The sequence below is a fragment of the Pseudoalteromonas 'SMAR' genome (assembly GCF_048515945.1).
Classification (GTDB): Bacteria; Pseudomonadota; Gammaproteobacteria; order Enterobacterales; family Alteromonadaceae; genus Pseudoalteromonas.
Window position 1 is genome coordinate 20,266 of record NZ_JBLWMW010000019.1, and the last position, 16,928, is coordinate 37,193.

15 protein-coding genes and 1 tRNA gene are annotated in these 16,928 nt (G+C 46.6%); 10 read left to right on the forward strand and 6 right to left on the reverse strand.

Annotated features, from left to right (window positions below):
- Window positions 1-44 precede the first annotated feature (44 nt).
- Window positions 45-1,700 carry an acyl-CoA dehydrogenase family protein gene (locus ACNKW2_RS09695; RefSeq protein WP_419148376.1) on the forward strand — a complete coding sequence of 552 codons (1,656 nt, stop codon included), beginning with the start codon at window positions 45-47 and terminating at the stop codon, window positions 1,698-1,700.
- A 7-nt stretch (window positions 1,701-1,707) separates the two neighbouring features.
- On the opposite strand, the gene ACNKW2_RS09700 is transcribed toward ACNKW2_RS09695, so the two are convergent.
- The 3 genes from ACNKW2_RS09700 to ACNKW2_RS09710 are packed head-to-tail and all read right to left on the reverse strand — an operon-like array spanning window position 1,708 to window position 4,748.
- Window positions 1,708-2,586, reverse strand: a complete 879-nt coding sequence (locus tag ACNKW2_RS09700; RefSeq protein ID WP_419148377.1) for a hypothetical protein — start codon at window positions 2,584-2,586, stop codon at window positions 1,708-1,710.
- Window positions 2,564-3,685, reverse strand: a complete 1,122-nt coding sequence (locus ACNKW2_RS09705) for a PilT/PilU family type 4a pilus ATPase (protein ID WP_419148378.1) — start codon at window positions 3,683-3,685, stop codon at window positions 2,564-2,566. Before ACNKW2_RS09705 ends, ACNKW2_RS09700 begins: the two co-directional genes overlap by 23 nt.
- A gap of 13 nt (window positions 3,686-3,698) precedes the next feature.
- The gene (locus ACNKW2_RS09710) at window positions 3,699-4,748 is read right to left on the reverse strand and encodes a type IV pilus twitching motility protein PilT (RefSeq protein ID WP_419148379.1); all 1,050 of its coding nucleotides are present in this window, start codon (window positions 4,746-4,748) and stop codon (window positions 3,699-3,701) included.
- Between the two features lie 30 nt (window positions 4,749-4,778).
- On the opposite strand from ACNKW2_RS09710, the gene ACNKW2_RS09715 reads away from it, so the two are divergent.
- The 7 genes from ACNKW2_RS09715 to ACNKW2_RS09745 all read left to right on the forward strand — a co-directional run bounded on the left by ACNKW2_RS09715 (window position 4,779) and on the right by ACNKW2_RS09745 (window position 10,928).
- Window positions 4,779-5,462 (forward strand): YggS family pyridoxal phosphate-dependent enzyme, encoded by a 684-nt coding sequence (locus ACNKW2_RS09715; RefSeq protein ID WP_419148380.1) that lies wholly within the window; start codon window positions 4,779-4,781, stop codon window positions 5,460-5,462.
- 13 nt (window positions 5,463-5,475) lie between these two features.
- Window positions 5,476-6,297, forward strand: coding sequence for a pyrroline-5-carboxylate reductase (proC, locus tag ACNKW2_RS09720; RefSeq protein ID WP_419148381.1), 822 nt, complete (start codon window positions 5,476-5,478; stop codon window positions 6,295-6,297).
- A 9-nt stretch (window positions 6,298-6,306) separates the two neighbouring features.
- Entirely contained in the window at window positions 6,307-6,840 is a 534-nt protein-coding gene (locus ACNKW2_RS09725; RefSeq protein ID WP_419148382.1) for a YggT family protein, read from the forward strand.
- A gap of 9 nt (window positions 6,841-6,849) precedes the next feature.
- The gene (locus tag ACNKW2_RS09730; RefSeq protein WP_419148383.1) at window positions 6,850-7,284 is read left to right on the forward strand and encodes a DUF4426 domain-containing protein; all 435 of its coding nucleotides are present in this window, start codon (window positions 6,850-6,852) and stop codon (window positions 7,282-7,284) included.
- A 1-nt stretch (window position 7,285) separates the two neighbouring features.
- The gene (locus ACNKW2_RS09735; protein ID WP_419148384.1) at window positions 7,286-7,879 is read left to right on the forward strand and encodes an XTP/dITP diphosphatase; all 594 of its coding nucleotides are present in this window, start codon (window positions 7,286-7,288) and stop codon (window positions 7,877-7,879) included.
- Window positions 7,876-9,012 (forward strand): radical SAM family heme chaperone HemW, encoded by a 1,137-nt coding sequence (hemW, locus tag ACNKW2_RS09740; protein ID WP_419148385.1) that lies wholly within the window; start codon window positions 7,876-7,878, stop codon window positions 9,010-9,012. Before ACNKW2_RS09735 ends, hemW begins: the two co-directional genes overlap by 4 nt.
- An 83-nt stretch (window positions 9,013-9,095) precedes the next feature.
- Window positions 9,096-10,928 (forward strand): DUF885 domain-containing protein, encoded by a 1,833-nt coding sequence (locus ACNKW2_RS09745; RefSeq protein ID WP_419148386.1) that lies wholly within the window; start codon window positions 9,096-9,098, stop codon window positions 10,926-10,928.
- An 81-nt stretch (window positions 10,929-11,009) separates the two neighbouring features.
- Here the strand turns inward: ACNKW2_RS09745 and ACNKW2_RS09750 are convergent, their stop codons facing one another.
- Complete coding sequence (locus ACNKW2_RS09750; RefSeq protein WP_419148387.1) at window positions 11,010-12,815, reverse strand: ATP-binding protein; 1,806 nt, start codon at window positions 12,813-12,815, stop codon at window positions 11,010-11,012.
- A 49-nt stretch (window positions 12,816-12,864) separates the two neighbouring features.
- Window positions 12,865-14,250 (reverse strand): diguanylate cyclase domain-containing protein, encoded by a 1,386-nt coding sequence (locus tag ACNKW2_RS09755; RefSeq protein WP_419148388.1) that lies wholly within the window; start codon window positions 14,248-14,250, stop codon window positions 12,865-12,867.
- A 182-nt stretch (window positions 14,251-14,432) separates the two neighbouring features.
- Between ACNKW2_RS09755 and ACNKW2_RS09760 the strand changes: the two genes are divergently transcribed.
- Window positions 14,433-15,368, forward strand: a complete 936-nt coding sequence (locus ACNKW2_RS09760; RefSeq protein ID WP_419148389.1) for a sensor domain-containing diguanylate cyclase — start codon at window positions 14,433-14,435, stop codon at window positions 15,366-15,368.
- A gap of 708 nt (window positions 15,369-16,076) precedes the next feature.
- Here ACNKW2_RS09760 and ACNKW2_RS09765 read toward each other — a convergent pair.
- Window positions 16,077-16,161: transfer RNA gene (locus ACNKW2_RS09765), tRNA-Leu, on the reverse strand.
- Between the two features lie 241 nt (window positions 16,162-16,402).
- Here ACNKW2_RS09765 and ACNKW2_RS09770 point away from each other — a divergent pair.
- Window positions 16,403-16,900, forward strand: coding sequence for an RDD family protein (locus tag ACNKW2_RS09770; protein ID WP_419148390.1), 498 nt, complete (start codon window positions 16,403-16,405; stop codon window positions 16,898-16,900).
- The last annotated feature ends 28 nt before the right edge of the window (window positions 16,901-16,928 follow it).

Here is a 16,928-nt window from a genome sequence, read left to right on the forward strand (position 1 = left end):
ATCTGATTTAGCTGTTATGCTGAAAATAAAAAGTGGAGTTCAGCATGACCTATATTCCCCCTGAAGGTGAGACCCATGAGGTGTTTAACCAACCTCCAGCACTGGAAAACTATAATGTCTTTAGCGGTGATCCTGTGCTGCAATATTGGCTGCGACGATTTGCCCCAGAGTGCCCCACCGCAACATTAGAGCAGTTTGGCAAAGCCTGTGGCCACGAGTTACTCGCTGCAGGTTTTTTGGCTAATAAGCACCTACCAGAATTGCAATCTCATGATCGTTTTGGTCACCGAATTGATCAAGTGAATTACCATCCGGCCTATCATCAACTGATGCGTCACGCTATTGAGCAAGGACATTGTAGCTTACCATGGCAAGACCATGGGGATGGCAGTCATGTGCTGCGTGCTGCCATGGCATATCTGCATACCCATGCCGATCCCGGTTCTGGTTGCCCTTTAACGATGACCTTCGCAGCCGTGCCTGCTATTGCCAGCCAACCCGATATCGCCAGTCGATGGCTACCAAAAATTCTCAGCGGTATTTACGATGAGCGCAATATTCCTTGGTTTGACAAGCAAGGAGTCACCATAGGAATGGCCATGACCGAAAAGCAAGGGGGCAGCGATGTTAGAGCCAACACCACTAAGGCGCAAGCACTGTCCGAGTCAGGCCCAGGTCAGCTCTACAGCCTAAGCGGTCATAAGTGGTTTTGCAGTGCTCCCATGTGCGATGGCTTTTTAGTCTTGGCTCAGGTAGAACAACGATTATCGTGCTTTTTAGTGCCACGTTGGCGTGAAGATCGCAGTAAAAATCCGATCCACATTCAACGCTTAAAAAATAAGCTCGGCAATCGTTCAAATGCCAGCTCCGAAATTGAATTTCGCGGTGCCCATGGGTGGCTACTCGGCGAAGAGGGTCGCGGTATTGCTACTATTATTCAGATGGTGGCACTCACTCGCTATGACTGCATGCTCGGCTCCACCGCCCTCATGGCCCAAGCGGCCAAAGAAGCCATGTGGCATACTGCACACCGCCAAGCCTTTGGCAAACCACTGCAACAACAACCGCTCATGACTCAGGTACTAGCAGACTTAGCGCTGGAAGCGGAAGCGGCTATGGCTATCAGCTTTCGTCTCGCCCACGCGCTCGATAACCAAGCCCTCCCCCATGAAGCAGCCCTTATACGTAGTGCCACCGCCATTGGTAAATATTGGATCTGCAAACGTGCTGTGCAGCATACCTATGAGGCCATGGAATGTATTGGTGGCGTAGGCTATGTGGAAGAGAATGTTACTGCCAGAACCTTTCGTGAAGCGCCAGTCAACGCCATTTGGGAAGGCTCTGGCAATGTCCAATGTTTGGATCTGTTGCGGGTGCTGCAACGCGAGCCAGACACCCTGGCTGCATTATTTGGTGAGTTAGAACAGGCTAAAGGACACTATGCGCTATTTGACCAAGCTCTAGCACAATTGCAGCAAGCCCTTGCTGAGCCACAACAAGTGGCACTGCAGGCGCGTTGGTGTATGGAACGCTTAGCCCTATGTTGGCAGGCCGCCACGCTAATTTGCTACGGTGAGAAAATGATTGCCAGCGCCTTTGTCGGCAGTCGCTTTAGTGACCATCGAGGCAGTCAATATGGAGTGCTGGCGAGCGACGTCGATGCTCAAGCGATTGTTAATCGAGCGATGCCAACTCCCTAGCTGACGACTACTTGGCAGGCTGGAGCACTTGGTACTGAGTCAAGTCAGGGATCAACCCAGCTTGCTGATAGGCTTTTGTTATGGCACCTTGCTGGCGCAGCTGCTGCAAGCCTTTTTGTAGCGCCGTAAATGCCCTTTTGCCGTCAGGGTGAGCACGAGAAACCAAAAAGTGACGACTGTCATCCAGCAAAATAACCACATGGGGGTTCGCCACCAGCTCAATATTCTCTAAGGTGAATCGGTTATTGTGTTTTGGTTGCAGTGGCATCAACATAAAATCCACCCAGCCTTTCGCTACCATTCTGGCTTGCGCCGTCCAATCCGTTTCGCTGTGTACTTGTTGTAACTCCAGTGCTTGCAAAGTCTGCCAATCGGTTTGCCACCTTGGGCTCGATACTGCGCTCAGCTGTTGCAACTGAGCTAAGCTTTTTACCTCAGCAACTTTACGATTGTGCGGTGCATGATAGACACCAGCGTAGTATTGTCCCGCCAGTATTACCGCATCACTGACGAACACTTTGTTTTCTATGTCAGAGATATCACGGCGCCAAAAACTATCAAAATACAGCAGCTGTTGGCCCGTCAGCAGTAAATTTGAATCACGGAAATTGACAAACCCGGGACGAAAGATAAAGCGCTTTTTAAACCCACCTAGCTGCAAGGCTTGTTGTGCTATGACCATATCCACCACATCACGGCGCACGGCCTGATGGCTAAAGTCGTCAATAGTTGTGACGTCACGCTGGCCGACAAAACGCTGATAATCACTCAGGACATCGTCGCGAATAAACACATCTAGGGTGTCACTGCCATGGCTGGTGTTTATTGCACACAGCCATAGGCAAAGACTCAACAAATAAGGCTTAGCTGTTTTGATCCAAGCCATCGACGGTTACCCCTTGCAAGAATCCTGCGCCTTTTTGTTCGTTATTTTGTAGTTTAATCATCAAGCGTAGGTCGTTTGGTGAGTCAGCATGGTGCAAGGCATCGGCATAGTTAATGCGCTGCTGTTTGTACAAATCAAACAACGCTTGGTCGAAGGTCTGCATGCCCATGTCTTTGGACTTTGCCATCACCTCTTTGATCGAGCCAATGTCGCCTTTTTTGATCAGCTCCGCCACCAATGGCGAGTTTAGCAACACTTCGATGGCAGCCTCTCGCCCCTCTCCCTTAGAAGAAGGCACCAGCTGTTGCGCCACAATTGCCCGCAGGTTTAAAGCTAAGTCGTATTTTAACTTATCGTGTTTTTCCTTGGGCACTAGGTGCATAATTCTATCAATGGCTTGGTTGGCATTATTGGCATGCAAGGTAGCCACACACAAGTGTCCGGTTTCGGCAAAACTTAAGGCGTATTCCATGGTCTCTTGTGAGCGTATTTCACCAATCAAAATGACATCCGGTGCCTGGCGCAACGAGCTTTTTAACGCCGCTTCAAAGCTTTCGGTATCTAAACCGACCTCGCGCTGAGTTACTATGCTCTTTTCGTGTTGATGCACAAACTCAACCGGATCCTCTATGGTTAAGATATGGCCACGCTGGTTGCGGTTTCGATACCCTATTAGCGCGGCTAATGAGGTGGATTTACCGGTGCCGGTGCCACCCACAAACAACACTAAACCACGCTTAGCCATAATGACATCGGTGAGGATTGATGGTAGACCTAAATCATTAACATCGGGAATGGTGGTTACAATCCGGCGGACCACCATCCCGGCGCAGTCACGCTGCCAAAACGCTGAAACACGAAAGCGCCCGATGTCGTTAGCAATAGCAAAGTTACATTCTTTGCTATCATAAAACTCCTGCTTTTGCTTTTCACTCATGATCGAGGTGACGAGCGCTTCGGATTCTTTATCATCGAGCTTAGCATCGCTTAACGCCCGCAACTCACCGTCAACCTTGGCACTGACGGCAAGGCCAGCAGACACAAATAAATCCGACGCTTGCTGCTCTACCATGGTTTTTAAATAAGGTTCAATCGTCATGTTCGCTTACCTCTTAAAAGCCACCGCTGTTAAACTGATTCTTATCATGTGCTTTAGCGCGGGCATCGGCTTGAGTGATTAGACCGCGGTTGAGCAGATTGGATAAGCATTGATCCATGGTTTGCATACCGTGCATAGCGCCGGTTTGAATGGCCGAGTACATTTGCGCGATTTTATCTTCACGGATAAGGTTTCTAATTGCCGGTATCCCTAGCATTATCTCATGGGCCGCCAATCGCCCACCACCGACCTTTTTCACTAAGGTTTGTGAGATAACCGCTTGCAGCGATTCCGACAACATCGAACGCACCATGTCTTTTTCTTCTCCTGGAAAGACATCCACAATACGGTCAATGGTTTTCGGTGCCGAGGTGGTATGCAAGGTACCAAACACTAGGTGACCCGTTTCCGCGGCAGTTAGCGCCAAACGAATGGTTTCTAAATCCCTCAGTTCGCCCACTAAAATTACATCTGGATCTTCGCGCAGGGCACTGCGTAGCGCCGCATTAAAACTAAGAGTATCACGGTGTACTTCACGTTGGTTAATAAGGCTCAGTTTATTATCATGGACAAATTCAATAGGGTCTTCGATGGTCAAAATATGATGGTGTTTGTTACGATTAATGTAATCGACCATGGCCGCTAGAGTGGTTGATTTACCTGAGCCAGTTGGCCCAGTCACCAGCACAAGGCCACGCGGATTATCCGATATTTTAGTGAAGATCTCCGGGGCTCCTAAGTCTTCAAGGCTGAGAACTTCATTAGGAATGGTGCGAAATACCGCCGCGGGGCCACGATTGGAGTTGAAGGCATTAACACGAAAGCGTGCTAAATTGGGCACTTCAAACGAGAAATCAATCTCAAGATTTTGCTCATAGTCACGACGTTGATTATCATTCATAATATCGTAGATGAGGCTGTTAACATCTTTGGCTTCTAAGGGCGGAATATTGACCCGACGGACATCGCCATCGACGCGGATCATCGGTGACACACTTGAAGAAAGATGTAAGTCAGATGCTTTGTGTTGCACACTAAAAGCCAATAACTCAGTAATATCCATTTATAACTCCACAATGAGCGCTAAAACTATATGGTTACAATAGCAGAACGGTTACATAACGCCTACGCTCGGATTGAAAAAGCCCAGCAAAATTGTCAATTCAACGAGACAGTTAGCTTACTGGCTGTGTCGAAAACCAAACCCATCGCCGACATCGCTGCGGCCATCGAGTGTGGGCAAACCTGCTTTGGTGAGTCATACGTACAAGAAGCCGTTGATAAAATTACACATTTTAAAGACAACAAAACGTTAGAGTGGCACTTTATTGGCCCTATTCAATCCAATAAATCGCGCCTGATCGCAGAGCACTTTCAATGGGTGCAAAGTGTTGATAGAGAGAAAATTGCCCGCCGCCTCAACGACCAGCGCCCCTACAACTTAAAGCCACTCAAAGTACTGCTGCAAGTGAACATCAGTGACGACGCCAATAAGTCAGGTTGCCCTCTGAGTGAGGTTGATGAATTGGCGGCTTACATTGCTAGCTGCCCCCAATTAGAGTTGCGTGGGTTAATGACAATCACCGAAAAAACCGACGATAAACAAAAGCAATTGCAATATTTCCAGCAAATGCGTGCTTGCTTTGATAGACTAAAGGACCAATATCAACAGCTAGATACCTTATCGATGGGCATGAGTGGCGATTTAGAAACGGCCGTCGCGGCTGGCTCCACCATGGTTCGCATCGGTACTGATATTTTTGGCAAACGACAATGAGGTGAATAACACTATGTCAAATAAGACGATTGCATTTATCGGCACAGGAAATATGAGCTACGCCATTATTGGCGGCATGATCAAAAGTGGCTTTGACGCCCAATCCATTATTGCTACCAACCGAAATGCAGACAAGCTTGCCAAAGTTGCAGAGCAGCTGTCGGTTAGAACCACACAAGACAACCTTGAAGCCGTTGCCGCAGCAGACGTTATCGTACTATCAGTGAAGCCACAAATGATGGCTGACTTGTGTCAAACATTCCAAGACGCTGACATCGATATAAGCAATAAATTATTTGTTTCCGTGGCGGCGGGGATCACCGTTGCACGTTTACAAGAAATGCTCGGGCAGTCAGTTAAAATGGTTCGCTGTATGCCAAACACCCCATCGCTACTGGGCCGTGGTGTTTCGGGCTTATACGGCGAGGGCTTGAGTGACGAAGAAAAGCAATACATTGAAGAAGTTTTCTCTTCGACTGGGATTGCCTTGTGGCTAGATAAAGAAGAAAAAATTAATAACGTGATTGCCGTAACTGGCTCATCACCGGCGTACTTCTTCTTATTTATGGAAGCCATTGAAGAAAAAGCAAAAGCACTTGGCTTTAACGATGATGAAGCGCGCAAACTGGTGCAACAAACGGCTCTTGGCGCTGCTGAAATGGCGCTTTCACAGCCAGAGATCAGCATCTCACAACTGCGTGCCAACGTCACCTCTAAAGGCGGAACAACGCACGCGGCGGTGGAACATTTAAAATCACAAGGCTTAGTTAATACCGTAGCCGACGCGATGGACGCATGCATCGCTCGCGCTGAAGAAATGGAAAAAGAAATATAAGGGTGACCAATGAATGCCATGCAATTTTTAGTCGGGATTGTTTTTGATCTGTTTTTGATGGTGGTGTTGCTGCGCTTTTGGTTGCAGCTTGTCAAAGCCGATTTTTACAATCCACTGAGCCAAGCGGTAGTCAAAGCGACTTCCTTTGCAGTTAACCCACTGCGTAAGATTATCCCTGGTGTAGGTGGTTTAGATCTCGCCTCCTTAGTGCTGGCATTCCTTGTCGGGTTCGCCAAAATGGCCACCTTGATGGCGCTGTTTGGTGGCTATTTTGATGCCCTCGGTGCGCTGTTTGGTGGCGCTATTACGGTATTGCGCGAAGCCTTTAGCCTAGTATTTTGGATCCTCATCATCCGTGCCATTTTAAGTTGGGTATCGCAAGGCTATAACCCAGTAGCGGCGGTTTTTGAACAGCTCACTGAGCCAATGTTGCGCCCTATTCGTAAAGTTATTCCACCACTAGGTGGTTTAGACTTATCCATTTTAGTGCTGATTATCGCTATGCAGTTTTTGCAAATTTTGATGATGGACCTGTTTAGATAGGAGCGCCTGATGAAACCATTACTGTTCGCCCTGCTTTTATTGCTTGCTCCCAATGTCATGGCTGAGCAACAAGGAGGCCAGTTTAAAGATCTTGGACCTTGGGAAGTGCACTACATTGCTTTTCCCTCTACGTTTATCCAGCCCAACATTGCCAAGGCCTATGACTTAACCCGTAGCGGTAGCCAAGCCATTGTTAATATCTCAGTGCTTGCCGACAAACCGAGTAAGCCTGCGGTAAAAGCCAATGTCTCTGGCTTTGCCCGTGATCTGCTGGGCAAAAAAGTCGAGCTCGAGTTTAAAGAGGTGGTTGAAGGTGAAGCCATTTATTACCTCGCCCAACTGGACTACGACCACGAAGATGTTTTTCGCTTTGAAATCAATATTAGCCAGGGCAGTCAAAGCCGTCAGCTAGTGTTTTCGCAGAAATTTTATGTCGATGAGTAAAATGAACAATAAAGTAGTACTTGCCAGTGGCAATCAAGGTAAGGTGAAGGAACTGAGCAGCATGCTGGCAGACTTTGCCATGGAAGTCATACCGCAAAATGAGTTCGCGGTATCCGAGGTGGCAGAAACCGGCACCACCTTTGTGGAGAACGCCATTATTAAGGCGCGCCATGCCGCAAAGGAATCGGGCTTGCCAGCCATTGCCGATGACTCGGGCTTAGAAGTAGATGCTCTAGCCGGAGCGCCAGGAGTGTACTCGGCCCGTTACGCCGGCAACGGTGCCAGCGACCAAGACAACATTGATAAGCTGCTAGCGGCGCTTGAAGGCCAGACGCAACGTAGCGCCCGCTTTTGGTGCGTACTGGTGTATATGCGTCATGCCGATGACCCAACGCCACTGATCTGCCAAGCCAGTTGGGAAGGTGAAATTACCACCTCACAACAAGGCCGTGAAGGCTTTGGCTATGATCCGGTATTTAAAGTAAACGGCTTAGATTGCACCTCGGCACAACTGAGTAAGGCAGAGAAAAATGCCATCAGTCACCGCGGTCAAGCGCTGCAACAATTGGTTCGTCACTTTCAAGGTTCAGTGTGAAACTCCCTCCCCTAAGCTTATATGTGCACGTGCCTTGGTGCGTGCAAAAATGCCCTTATTGTGACTTTAACAGTCATGGTAAAAAGGGCGAGATCCCCGAAACCGAGTATATTCAACACCTACTGCATGATTTAAAAGCCGACTTAGAGTATGTTCAAGGACGTAAGCTACACAGTATTTTTATTGGCGGCGGCACCCCAAGCTTACTCTCAGGTCAGGCTTATCAGTATTTACTGGCTGAAATTGAAGCCTTAATTGGCTTTGCAGACGACATTGAAATCACCTTAGAGGCCAACCCAGGTACGGTAGAAACCGACCGCTTTAAGCATTATGTTGACGCTGGCATTAACCGTATTTCCATTGGTGTGCAAAGCCTACAGCAAGAAAAATTAACCCAATTAGGCCGTATTCATGGCAAGCAAGAAGCGCTCAATGCAGCAACAGAAGCCCATCAAGCAGGATTGAAAAGCTTTAATTTAGATTTAATGCACGGTCTGCCTGGACAAACAGTTGCTGACGCCCTAAGCGATTTGCGCCAAGCCATTGCCATGGAACCGCCTCATTTATCTTGGTATCAGCTCACCATCGAGCCCAACACCCAGTTTGCTTCAAAGCCCCCGACCTTACCGCAAGACGAAGTATTATGGGACATTCAGGAGCAAGGTCAGGCGTTGCTGGCGGAGCATGGCTATCATCAGTACGAAATCTCTGGCTACGCTAAAAGTGGCTACCAGTGTCGACATAACTTAAATTACTGGCAATTTGGCGATTATTTGGGAATAGGCTGTGGTGCTCATGGCAAAATCACTCTACCACAACAGCAGCAGATCTTACGTACGGTAAAATTCAAACACCCTCGCGGTTATATGGACTTAAGCAAGCCCTATTTATACCAAAACTGGGATGTGAGCGAGGCTGACAGGCCATTTGAGTATTTTATGAATGTGCTGCGGCTGAAGACACCTGCTGCGAAACAACAATTTTGTGATTATACTGGTTTATCAATGGACCAAGTTGCAACGCAAATTAGCAGCGCGGTGCAAAAAGGCCTACTCCATGAATCCCAAGATACATGGTTAGTTACAAATAAAGGCCACAGATATCTCAACGATTTGTTAGAGTTATTTGTTTGATAATAAGTTCATATCAAGCTGAGGTGTGACATGTTTCATTCCTCAGATTTTGGCAAAGATAAAACATAATAAAAGGGTATATGATGCGTAAATTAAGCATTCTTGCGGCGGCGGTTAGTGTTGCACTATTCGCAGGCTGTCAACAAACCACCACTTCTGAAGCGCCACAAGCTCAAGTGCAACAACAAGTAGTACAAAGTGAAGTAGAAAAGGCGAACGCTCTGTTTGAGGAGTCTTTTAACCGTAGTGTGATGCGTAGCCCAATTTACCAAACTTACATGGGCATTAAAAAAGACTATGACAAATGGGACGATAACAGTGAAGCTCGCCAGCTTGAAGACCTTGAGCTGACAAAAAAAGACTTAGCCGCGCTAAACGCTATCGACCGCAGTAAGCTCGATGCCAGCACTCAAGTCAGCTACGACCTATTTAAGCAAAACCTTGAAACCGAAATTGCCGATTTCAAATGGCGCTACCATAACTATCCTGTGAACCAGATGTTTGGTATGCACTCAATGGTGCCAGCGTTCTTAATTAACCAACACCAAATCGCCAGTGTTGACGACGCAAAAGCGTATATCTCACGACTAAATGGTGTACCAAAAGTATTTGATCAGCTTATCGTCGGCCTGCAAAAGCGCGCAGATAAAGGCATTATTGCTCCTAAGTTTGTTTTCCCTCATGCGATCGAGTCCAGTGAAAACATCATTAAAGGCGCGCCGTTTGCTGAAGGCGATGACTCTACCTTACTGGCTGACTTCAAACGTAAAGTGAACAAGTTAGAGATCGCTGAAGAAGAGAAAAATAAGCTTATTGGCGAAGCCGTTGATGCCCTAACCAGCGCAGTTAAACCGGCATACAATACGCTGATCAGCTACCTTCACCAGCTTGAGAAAAAAGCCGACACCCGCGATGGAGCATGGAAATTCCCTAACGGCGAAGAGTTCTTCAACACAGCGCTGGCGCGCACCACCACCACAGACCTGACAGCCAAAGAAATTCATGAAATTGGCTTATCTGAAGTCGCTCGTATTCACGATGAAATGCGTGCAATCAAAGAGAAAGTGGGCTTCGATGGCGACTTATCGGCCTTTATGGAGTTCATGAAGTCAGACGAGCAGTTCTACCTACCAAACACCGATGAAGGTAAAGCGCAGTATCTATCTGAAGCCAAAGCGATGATTGATAACATGAAATCACGCTTGGATGAGCTCTTTATCGTCAAACCTAAAGCAGACATGATCGTCAAACGCGTAGAATCGTTCCGTGAAAAATCGGCTGGTAAAGCGTTTTATCAACAACCAGCGCCAGATGGTTCACGTCCGGGCATTTACTACGCTAACTTGTACGACATGGAAGCCATGCCAACATACCAAATGGAAGCACTGGCTTACCACGAAGGTATTCCTGGTCACCACATGCAAATTGCCATTGCACAGGAGCTGGAAGGGGTACCTAAGTTCCGTAAGTTCGGTGGCTACACAGCTTACGTGGAAGGCTGGGGTCTGTACTCTGAACTAGTACCAAAAGAAATGGGCTTATACGAAGACCCTTATTCTGACTTCGGTCGTCTTGCTATGGAACTGTGGCGTGCATGTCGCCTAGTGGTAGATACGGGTATCCATGCGATGAAATGGACACGCCAAGAAGGTATCGACTATTACGTCAACAATACTCCAAATGCCAAATCGGACGCCGTGAAAATGGTCGAGCGTCACATTGTGATGCCATCTCAAGCAACGGCATACAAAATTGGCATGCTGAAAATTCTTGAGCTTCGTGAAGCTGCCAAGAAAGAGCTTGGTGACAAGTTCGACATTCGTGAATTCCACGATGTAGTACTTAAAAATGGCCCGGTACCGCTGAACGTACTTGAGTCATTTGTTGATGAATGGGTTGCAGCTAAAAAAGCCTAAGTCATCATAAACCACTATCGACACCTGCGGTGACGTCACCGCAGGTGTTATTTATACCTTCAAGCTCATCTATACTTGCTATTAAGCTTCGGCCTCATAATCAAACTCTGTTGCCGTCAAAATGATGTGCAAGCACGCGCCGCCATGGGCTGGGCTTTGCATTTTTACCTCGCCATTTAATTTCTGCGTTACCAAGTTATAGACAATACTTAACCCCAATCCAGTGCCACCAGAGAATCGTTTTGAGGTGACAAAGGGCTCAAAGATCACTGGCAATAATTCTTTATCAATTCCCGCACCGTCGTCTTTGAAGTAAAAGTGAATATAGTCATTAATCAGCACCGTCGAGACCACAATGTTTAGCCGCTGTCCGGGGATTTTGGCGTGCTTGATGCAGTTATTAATGCAATAGCCTACTACCTGATTGAAAACCGAAGGGTAACTAATTAGCGTGAGGTTGTCGGGGATCTCGAGAGTGATGTCATAGTCTTGCTCATTTAGCTCACTGTGATAGCAATCAAATACGCTTTGCACAAGCTGCTTTAAGTTAAATGCGACCTTTTCTTCATAGTCTTTATTTATTGCCACCAGCTTAAAATCATCCACCAGTGATGCGGTGCGGTGGAGGTTATTCTCCAGCAAATACAGTGCGTCTTCTGCTTCGCTTAATAGTCGAGTTAAGGTCTGACGTTGTAGTTTGCCTAACTCAAGTTCGGACTTTAACGTCGATACTTGCTCTTTTAAATGAGATTGGCTGGTGATGGCTACCCCCAGCGGCGTATTGAGCTCGTGGGCAAAACCACTGACCATGTTACCTAAGCTGGCCATTTTCGCTTCTTCGATAATGCGCTGCTGAGCACTGCTTAAACGCGCCAATAGGGTTTCTATAAACGCCAGTAAATCATCGAGCTGATGACCAATCTGAGCGATTTCATCGTCACCTTTAAGCGCCACGCGCTGGCTAAAGTCCTCGTACTTCGCCACTTTAATCAATACTTTATTGATAGCTAAAATGTGGTTGGTGACCTTGCTGTTTTGATAGTTGAGTAGGAGTAATACCGCCGTATTCATCAGCACAATAAGAATAAGGCCGTATAGAATAATGCTTTCTTGGCGTTGCTTAGCCAAGCTCTGGCTTCTGGTGTCCAGTAACTCTACCTGATTGCGCAATTGTTGTTTCGTGGTATGTAACTGACCACGAAGCCCTTGATTTTGCGTTAAGCCCAGCTGCTGTAGCAGCGTGACATATTGATTAAAACCGAGCTCATAGGCTGCCAGTAAGCGCGCTATTTCAGCTTTGCTGTCATGTTGTAATAAGCGCTGCTGTGTTTGCGCCACTAAATTTTCATGCATCACTAGGTAGCGCTCATCGGCACGCAGCAAGTAGTCTTTCTCGCGCCGTCTTAGTTCTAAAATCAGGATCTCAAGCTCTTTCGATGAGGCGTTGCTCACCGCTTGCTGAAGCGCATGGGATTGCCGGCGAAACTCTCCATACAACCCCGACTCTTCATCGTACCCCAGCTGTTCTTGCAACTCGATTAAGCGCTCCAGTTGAGCAAAATAGTCTTTTGCCAAGCGATCGAGCTGCTTCATTAAGGGTAATAGTGCTTGCTCTTGATGCAACAGCAACAGTAAGCGGTTGTAACTGTCTTGGTAAAAGTATTGTTGTTGTGGTAGTACCGCAGTCAGCTGTGGCTCCATATTGCTGAGTAATTGCTGCTCTTGCTCCATGGTACGCTGTAATGCGGTTTGTATGTGAGTTAATTGTTGTGCCCGCTCGGAGCTGGAGCTCACCTCATAATACAAAAACCAACTGGTTAGAATAATCACTACAGCGCATGTTAATGCGGCAAGTTTAAAGAATAAAACAGACTGCTTAAGCTGCACAGGACGCTCTCATTTTTTGTATTGTTATTATAAGCGTAGACGAGTTTTTTTAAGATTCCTGATCGCCGCTTAAAACAGTCTTATTAACGCGCTGTGCTTGCTGTTTTTTATCGCTATACATACTGCGATCGGCTCTTGCCATCAAATCTGACACTGAGTCGCCCTCACGTTTAACAAAAGCAAAACCGACACTGGCTTCGGCGCTGATAGCTTGCCCTGCAATAACCAATGGCGTAGTACTGATGCGACTTTTTATTTTAGTTATAATAGTTTGCAGTTGTTGTTGCTCCTCGACACGATGCAAAATAATCAAAAACTCGTCTCCACCCAACCGCGCCGCAAAGTCATAAACACGAATGGAATTTTGGATTAACTGCGCAACATGGCGCAATAGCTGATCGCCCATTTCATGGCCAAACTCGTCATTAACCTGCTTAAAGTTATTTAAATCTAGATTCAATAGAACAAAAGAGGGGCATTCTTGCCTAGACAATAACTCTTGTAAGCGCTTAGTAGCAAAACGGCGGTTAGGTAGCCGAGTTAACTCGTCTTGCAACGAGGCCTTATGAGCGAAGTGGTAAGCTCGGTATAAAGCTATCAAGGAGATAAATAACGCAGCAGCCACTACAACGGCTATCACTCGAGTCTGGTTTTTTATCGCGGTGATCGCTGAATTATCCAGTTGATAGGTCATTGCAATTTGCCACTTACCAAACGGAAGCTTAACTGGTAATAGTAAGTCAGGCTGCTGAAAAACCGTTTCAGAGCCATAGAAAACATCGCCAAACTCACCTAAACCATCACGCCCTCGGATCCCAAGTTGCTGGTTGGTAAGCTCAGTAATGCCACTGGCAGCAAGTAGCTTTTGATAGTCGATAACCACACTCAAGGAACCCCAGTATTGCTTGTTACTGGGGTAGTCAGAAAAGATAGGGAATCTAGCAATCAGTGCCTCTCCACCTTGTACCAACTGCAGCGGCCCGGCAATAAATACTTGTTGGTTTTGTCGCGCAAGCTCTACTGTTCTCAGCTGTGCCGGCTGAGTACGAAAGTCAAAGCCAAGAGCCGACCGATTACCGGTAATAGGGTAGACATGACGAATGATATTATTCGGCGCGAGCGCCACATGACGAATAAAGTTGGATTTATTAATAACTTTAGCAGCCACTTGAGACCAGTGCTTAGTGGCAAATTCGGAGTCAATGGTGGCTACCATCGCTAAGCTTTCGGCAAGATAGATATCCATAAATATGGACGCTTCCATCTGCGATCTGGCTAGCGATATATCCAGCCGTTGCGCCTCTTTTTGCGCATGAATTTCATCAGACACCATAGAGTGCGACAGCAGATTTACTGCATATATTGCCAACCCCCAAAATGCCACGGTAAAAGCGAGTATTAACAATATGGTACGCTTAGTGATGGTTTGCTTCATTATTATAATTGCCCAACCACTGCTATTTTTTAGCAAAAAATGTTTTTACTTCCACCTTCTTAGCATAGGCAAGTTAGGCAAATTAAACAATAGTTAAGATTTGCACCAATCATAGTCAAGAACACACTTGCTAACGCTAGATTCTAGCTATACTTAACCTTATTGCCTCAAGTAGCTTATCTATGGCAACGCAAAACGACAACATAGACATGCTTTGGTTAATGAACGAATTGCTGGAGCATTCCCCCGATGCCTTTGGGGTATTCGATAGCCACGACCGCTTGGTGCTGTGTAATCAAAATATGGCCTCAATATGGGGGCTCAGCAAAGAGCAAGCCATAGGAAAAAGCAACAGCGAGCTGGTTAAGCGTGCCTTCCAGCTCGGACAAACCATCAATATTGAAACCACAGACATTGATGACTGGATTGCGGATATACACACAAGAAAGCGCAGCCAAAAGCACCGTGTATTCGAATCTGACTGGCGCGATGGCACTTGGGTGCAAGTATCTGAACTATTGCTAGACAATGGCTTTTTGGTGGTTTCTACACGTGATATTACTGAGTTAAAACAAACCCAGCTTGAACTGCAGCAAGCCCTTGCACAGCTCTCCAAAATTGCCGCGTTAGACGAACTGACTCAAATACACAATCGCCGCAGCTTTAATAAGCTCGCCGAGGCTGAGGTTAAACGTTGTCAACGTTACCACCACCCTCTCTCACTACTATTGCTCGACATAGACCATTTTAAGCAGGTGAATGATAACTATGGCCATGCCAATGGTGATTTAGTGTTGCAAACTTTCGCTCAGTTGTTTCGCGAGCACTTACGCGACAGTGATATATTCGCACGTTTTGGTGGTGAAGAGTTTGTGTTACTGCTGCCAGAAACAAATATGACTGCAGCCAAAAACCTAACTAACCGCTTAAGTCAGCTACTGGCACAGCAAAAAATTACCACCCTCGATAAAAAAACATCTATATCAATTACGGTTTCCTCTGGTCTTACCGCCCTTGGTGGTATGAAAGACAACCTTGAAGATATGCTAATTCGTGCAGATAAGGCACTTTATTGTTCCAAACAAAATGGCCGCAACCGCTGCACTATCGCTCGCTGAGGTTTTATCTCGGTGTAAACCATAAGAGCAATCGCGATATAAAATCATAAGAACAATCGCGAGATAAAATCGCTGCTACGGGACCGTTCATTTATTATAAGCTGCAAACTTACAAACGACACCAAACCCGTAGCAGCGGATTGATTCCGCGACTTAAGGTCGTCACTCCGGGCTTGATCCGGAGTCTATGGTAAGAGCGGCTCAGAGGCTCGAGATGGACCCTGAATCCAGTTCAGGGTGACGAATTTTGTAGCCGCGGATTTATTCCGCGACCCAATGGATCCTGAATCCAGTTCAGGGTGACGAACTATGTGAGCTCACGATAAATAGTTATGATAGTGAGAAAACACAGAGGTGGGACCGGCTTTACGCCGGGATCTTTTCGCGCGATATAAAATCGCTCCTACGAGAACGTGCACTTTATTTCAGACATAAAAAAACCCTAACCATACGGTTAGGGTCGTAAAAAGTGGTACCAGTGGGCGGACTCGTTCCTTATAAGAGCGCCACCTGCGTGGCGCATAAGTCTGCCTTTCACTTTGTTTCAGACATAAAAAAACCCTAACCATACGGCTAGGGTCATAAAAAGTGGTACCAGTGGGCGGACTCGTTCCTTATAAGAGCGCCACCTGCGTGGCGCATAAGTCTGCCTTTCACTTTGTTTCAGACATAAAAAAACCCTAACCATACGGCTAGGGTCATAAAAAGTGGTACCAGTGGGCGGACTTGAACCGCCACGCCCGAAGGCAACGGATTTTGAATCCGTCATGTCTACCAATTCCATCACACTGGCATAATTTTTCTTTCATCTTCTAAACGATGAGAAAATAAAGAAAAACCACTTTGAGCTCAGGCTTTTTTTATTTGCCTTCGTCTCTATGCTTTGCATTATACAAAGGCATCCAAGAACGGCAAGTAATTTTTTTGTCATCGGTAGCCAACTGCTTGGTATTTGAGCAAAAGCGTGAATTCAGTAAACGTTTTTTGTGTTTATGTGTAAAATAGTCTGAAACCATGCAATTTTGAGACGAAAGATGTCAGATTTTCCACCAGCTCCATTTGCTCGCCGTTTGGCTTCTCTTATCTACGATGGCCTTGTTGTTGTGGCATTTGCTATGTTGACGACAGTGCTTTACTTACTGCTGGTCAATGGCCTTATCTCTATGGATATCCTCAGCCTTGGCAGCCATGAAGACGTGTCCGCTCTCATCCAAGCAGACCCTATTTTATATAGCCTTAGAGCCATATTACTGGTGGCGGTTGCGGTGCTGTTTTTCGCTTACTTCTGGACTAAAAGCGGCCAGACCATTGGCATGCGAGCATGGCGTTTAAAAGTACAAACCCCTGATGGTAAATTGCTTAGCTGGCCGCGTGCTATTGCTCGTAGCTTATCGGCATTATTGGGCTTGGGAAACATCATCGTACTGTTCGATTTTAAAAAGAAGCGAGCGCTGCAAGACTTAATTTGCGCCACCGAAGTGGTGGTATTAAGCAAAGAAGAAAACAAAAAAGTGTATAACAGTCTTGATTAATACCACATTTGGTATGAGCCTCAGGGCA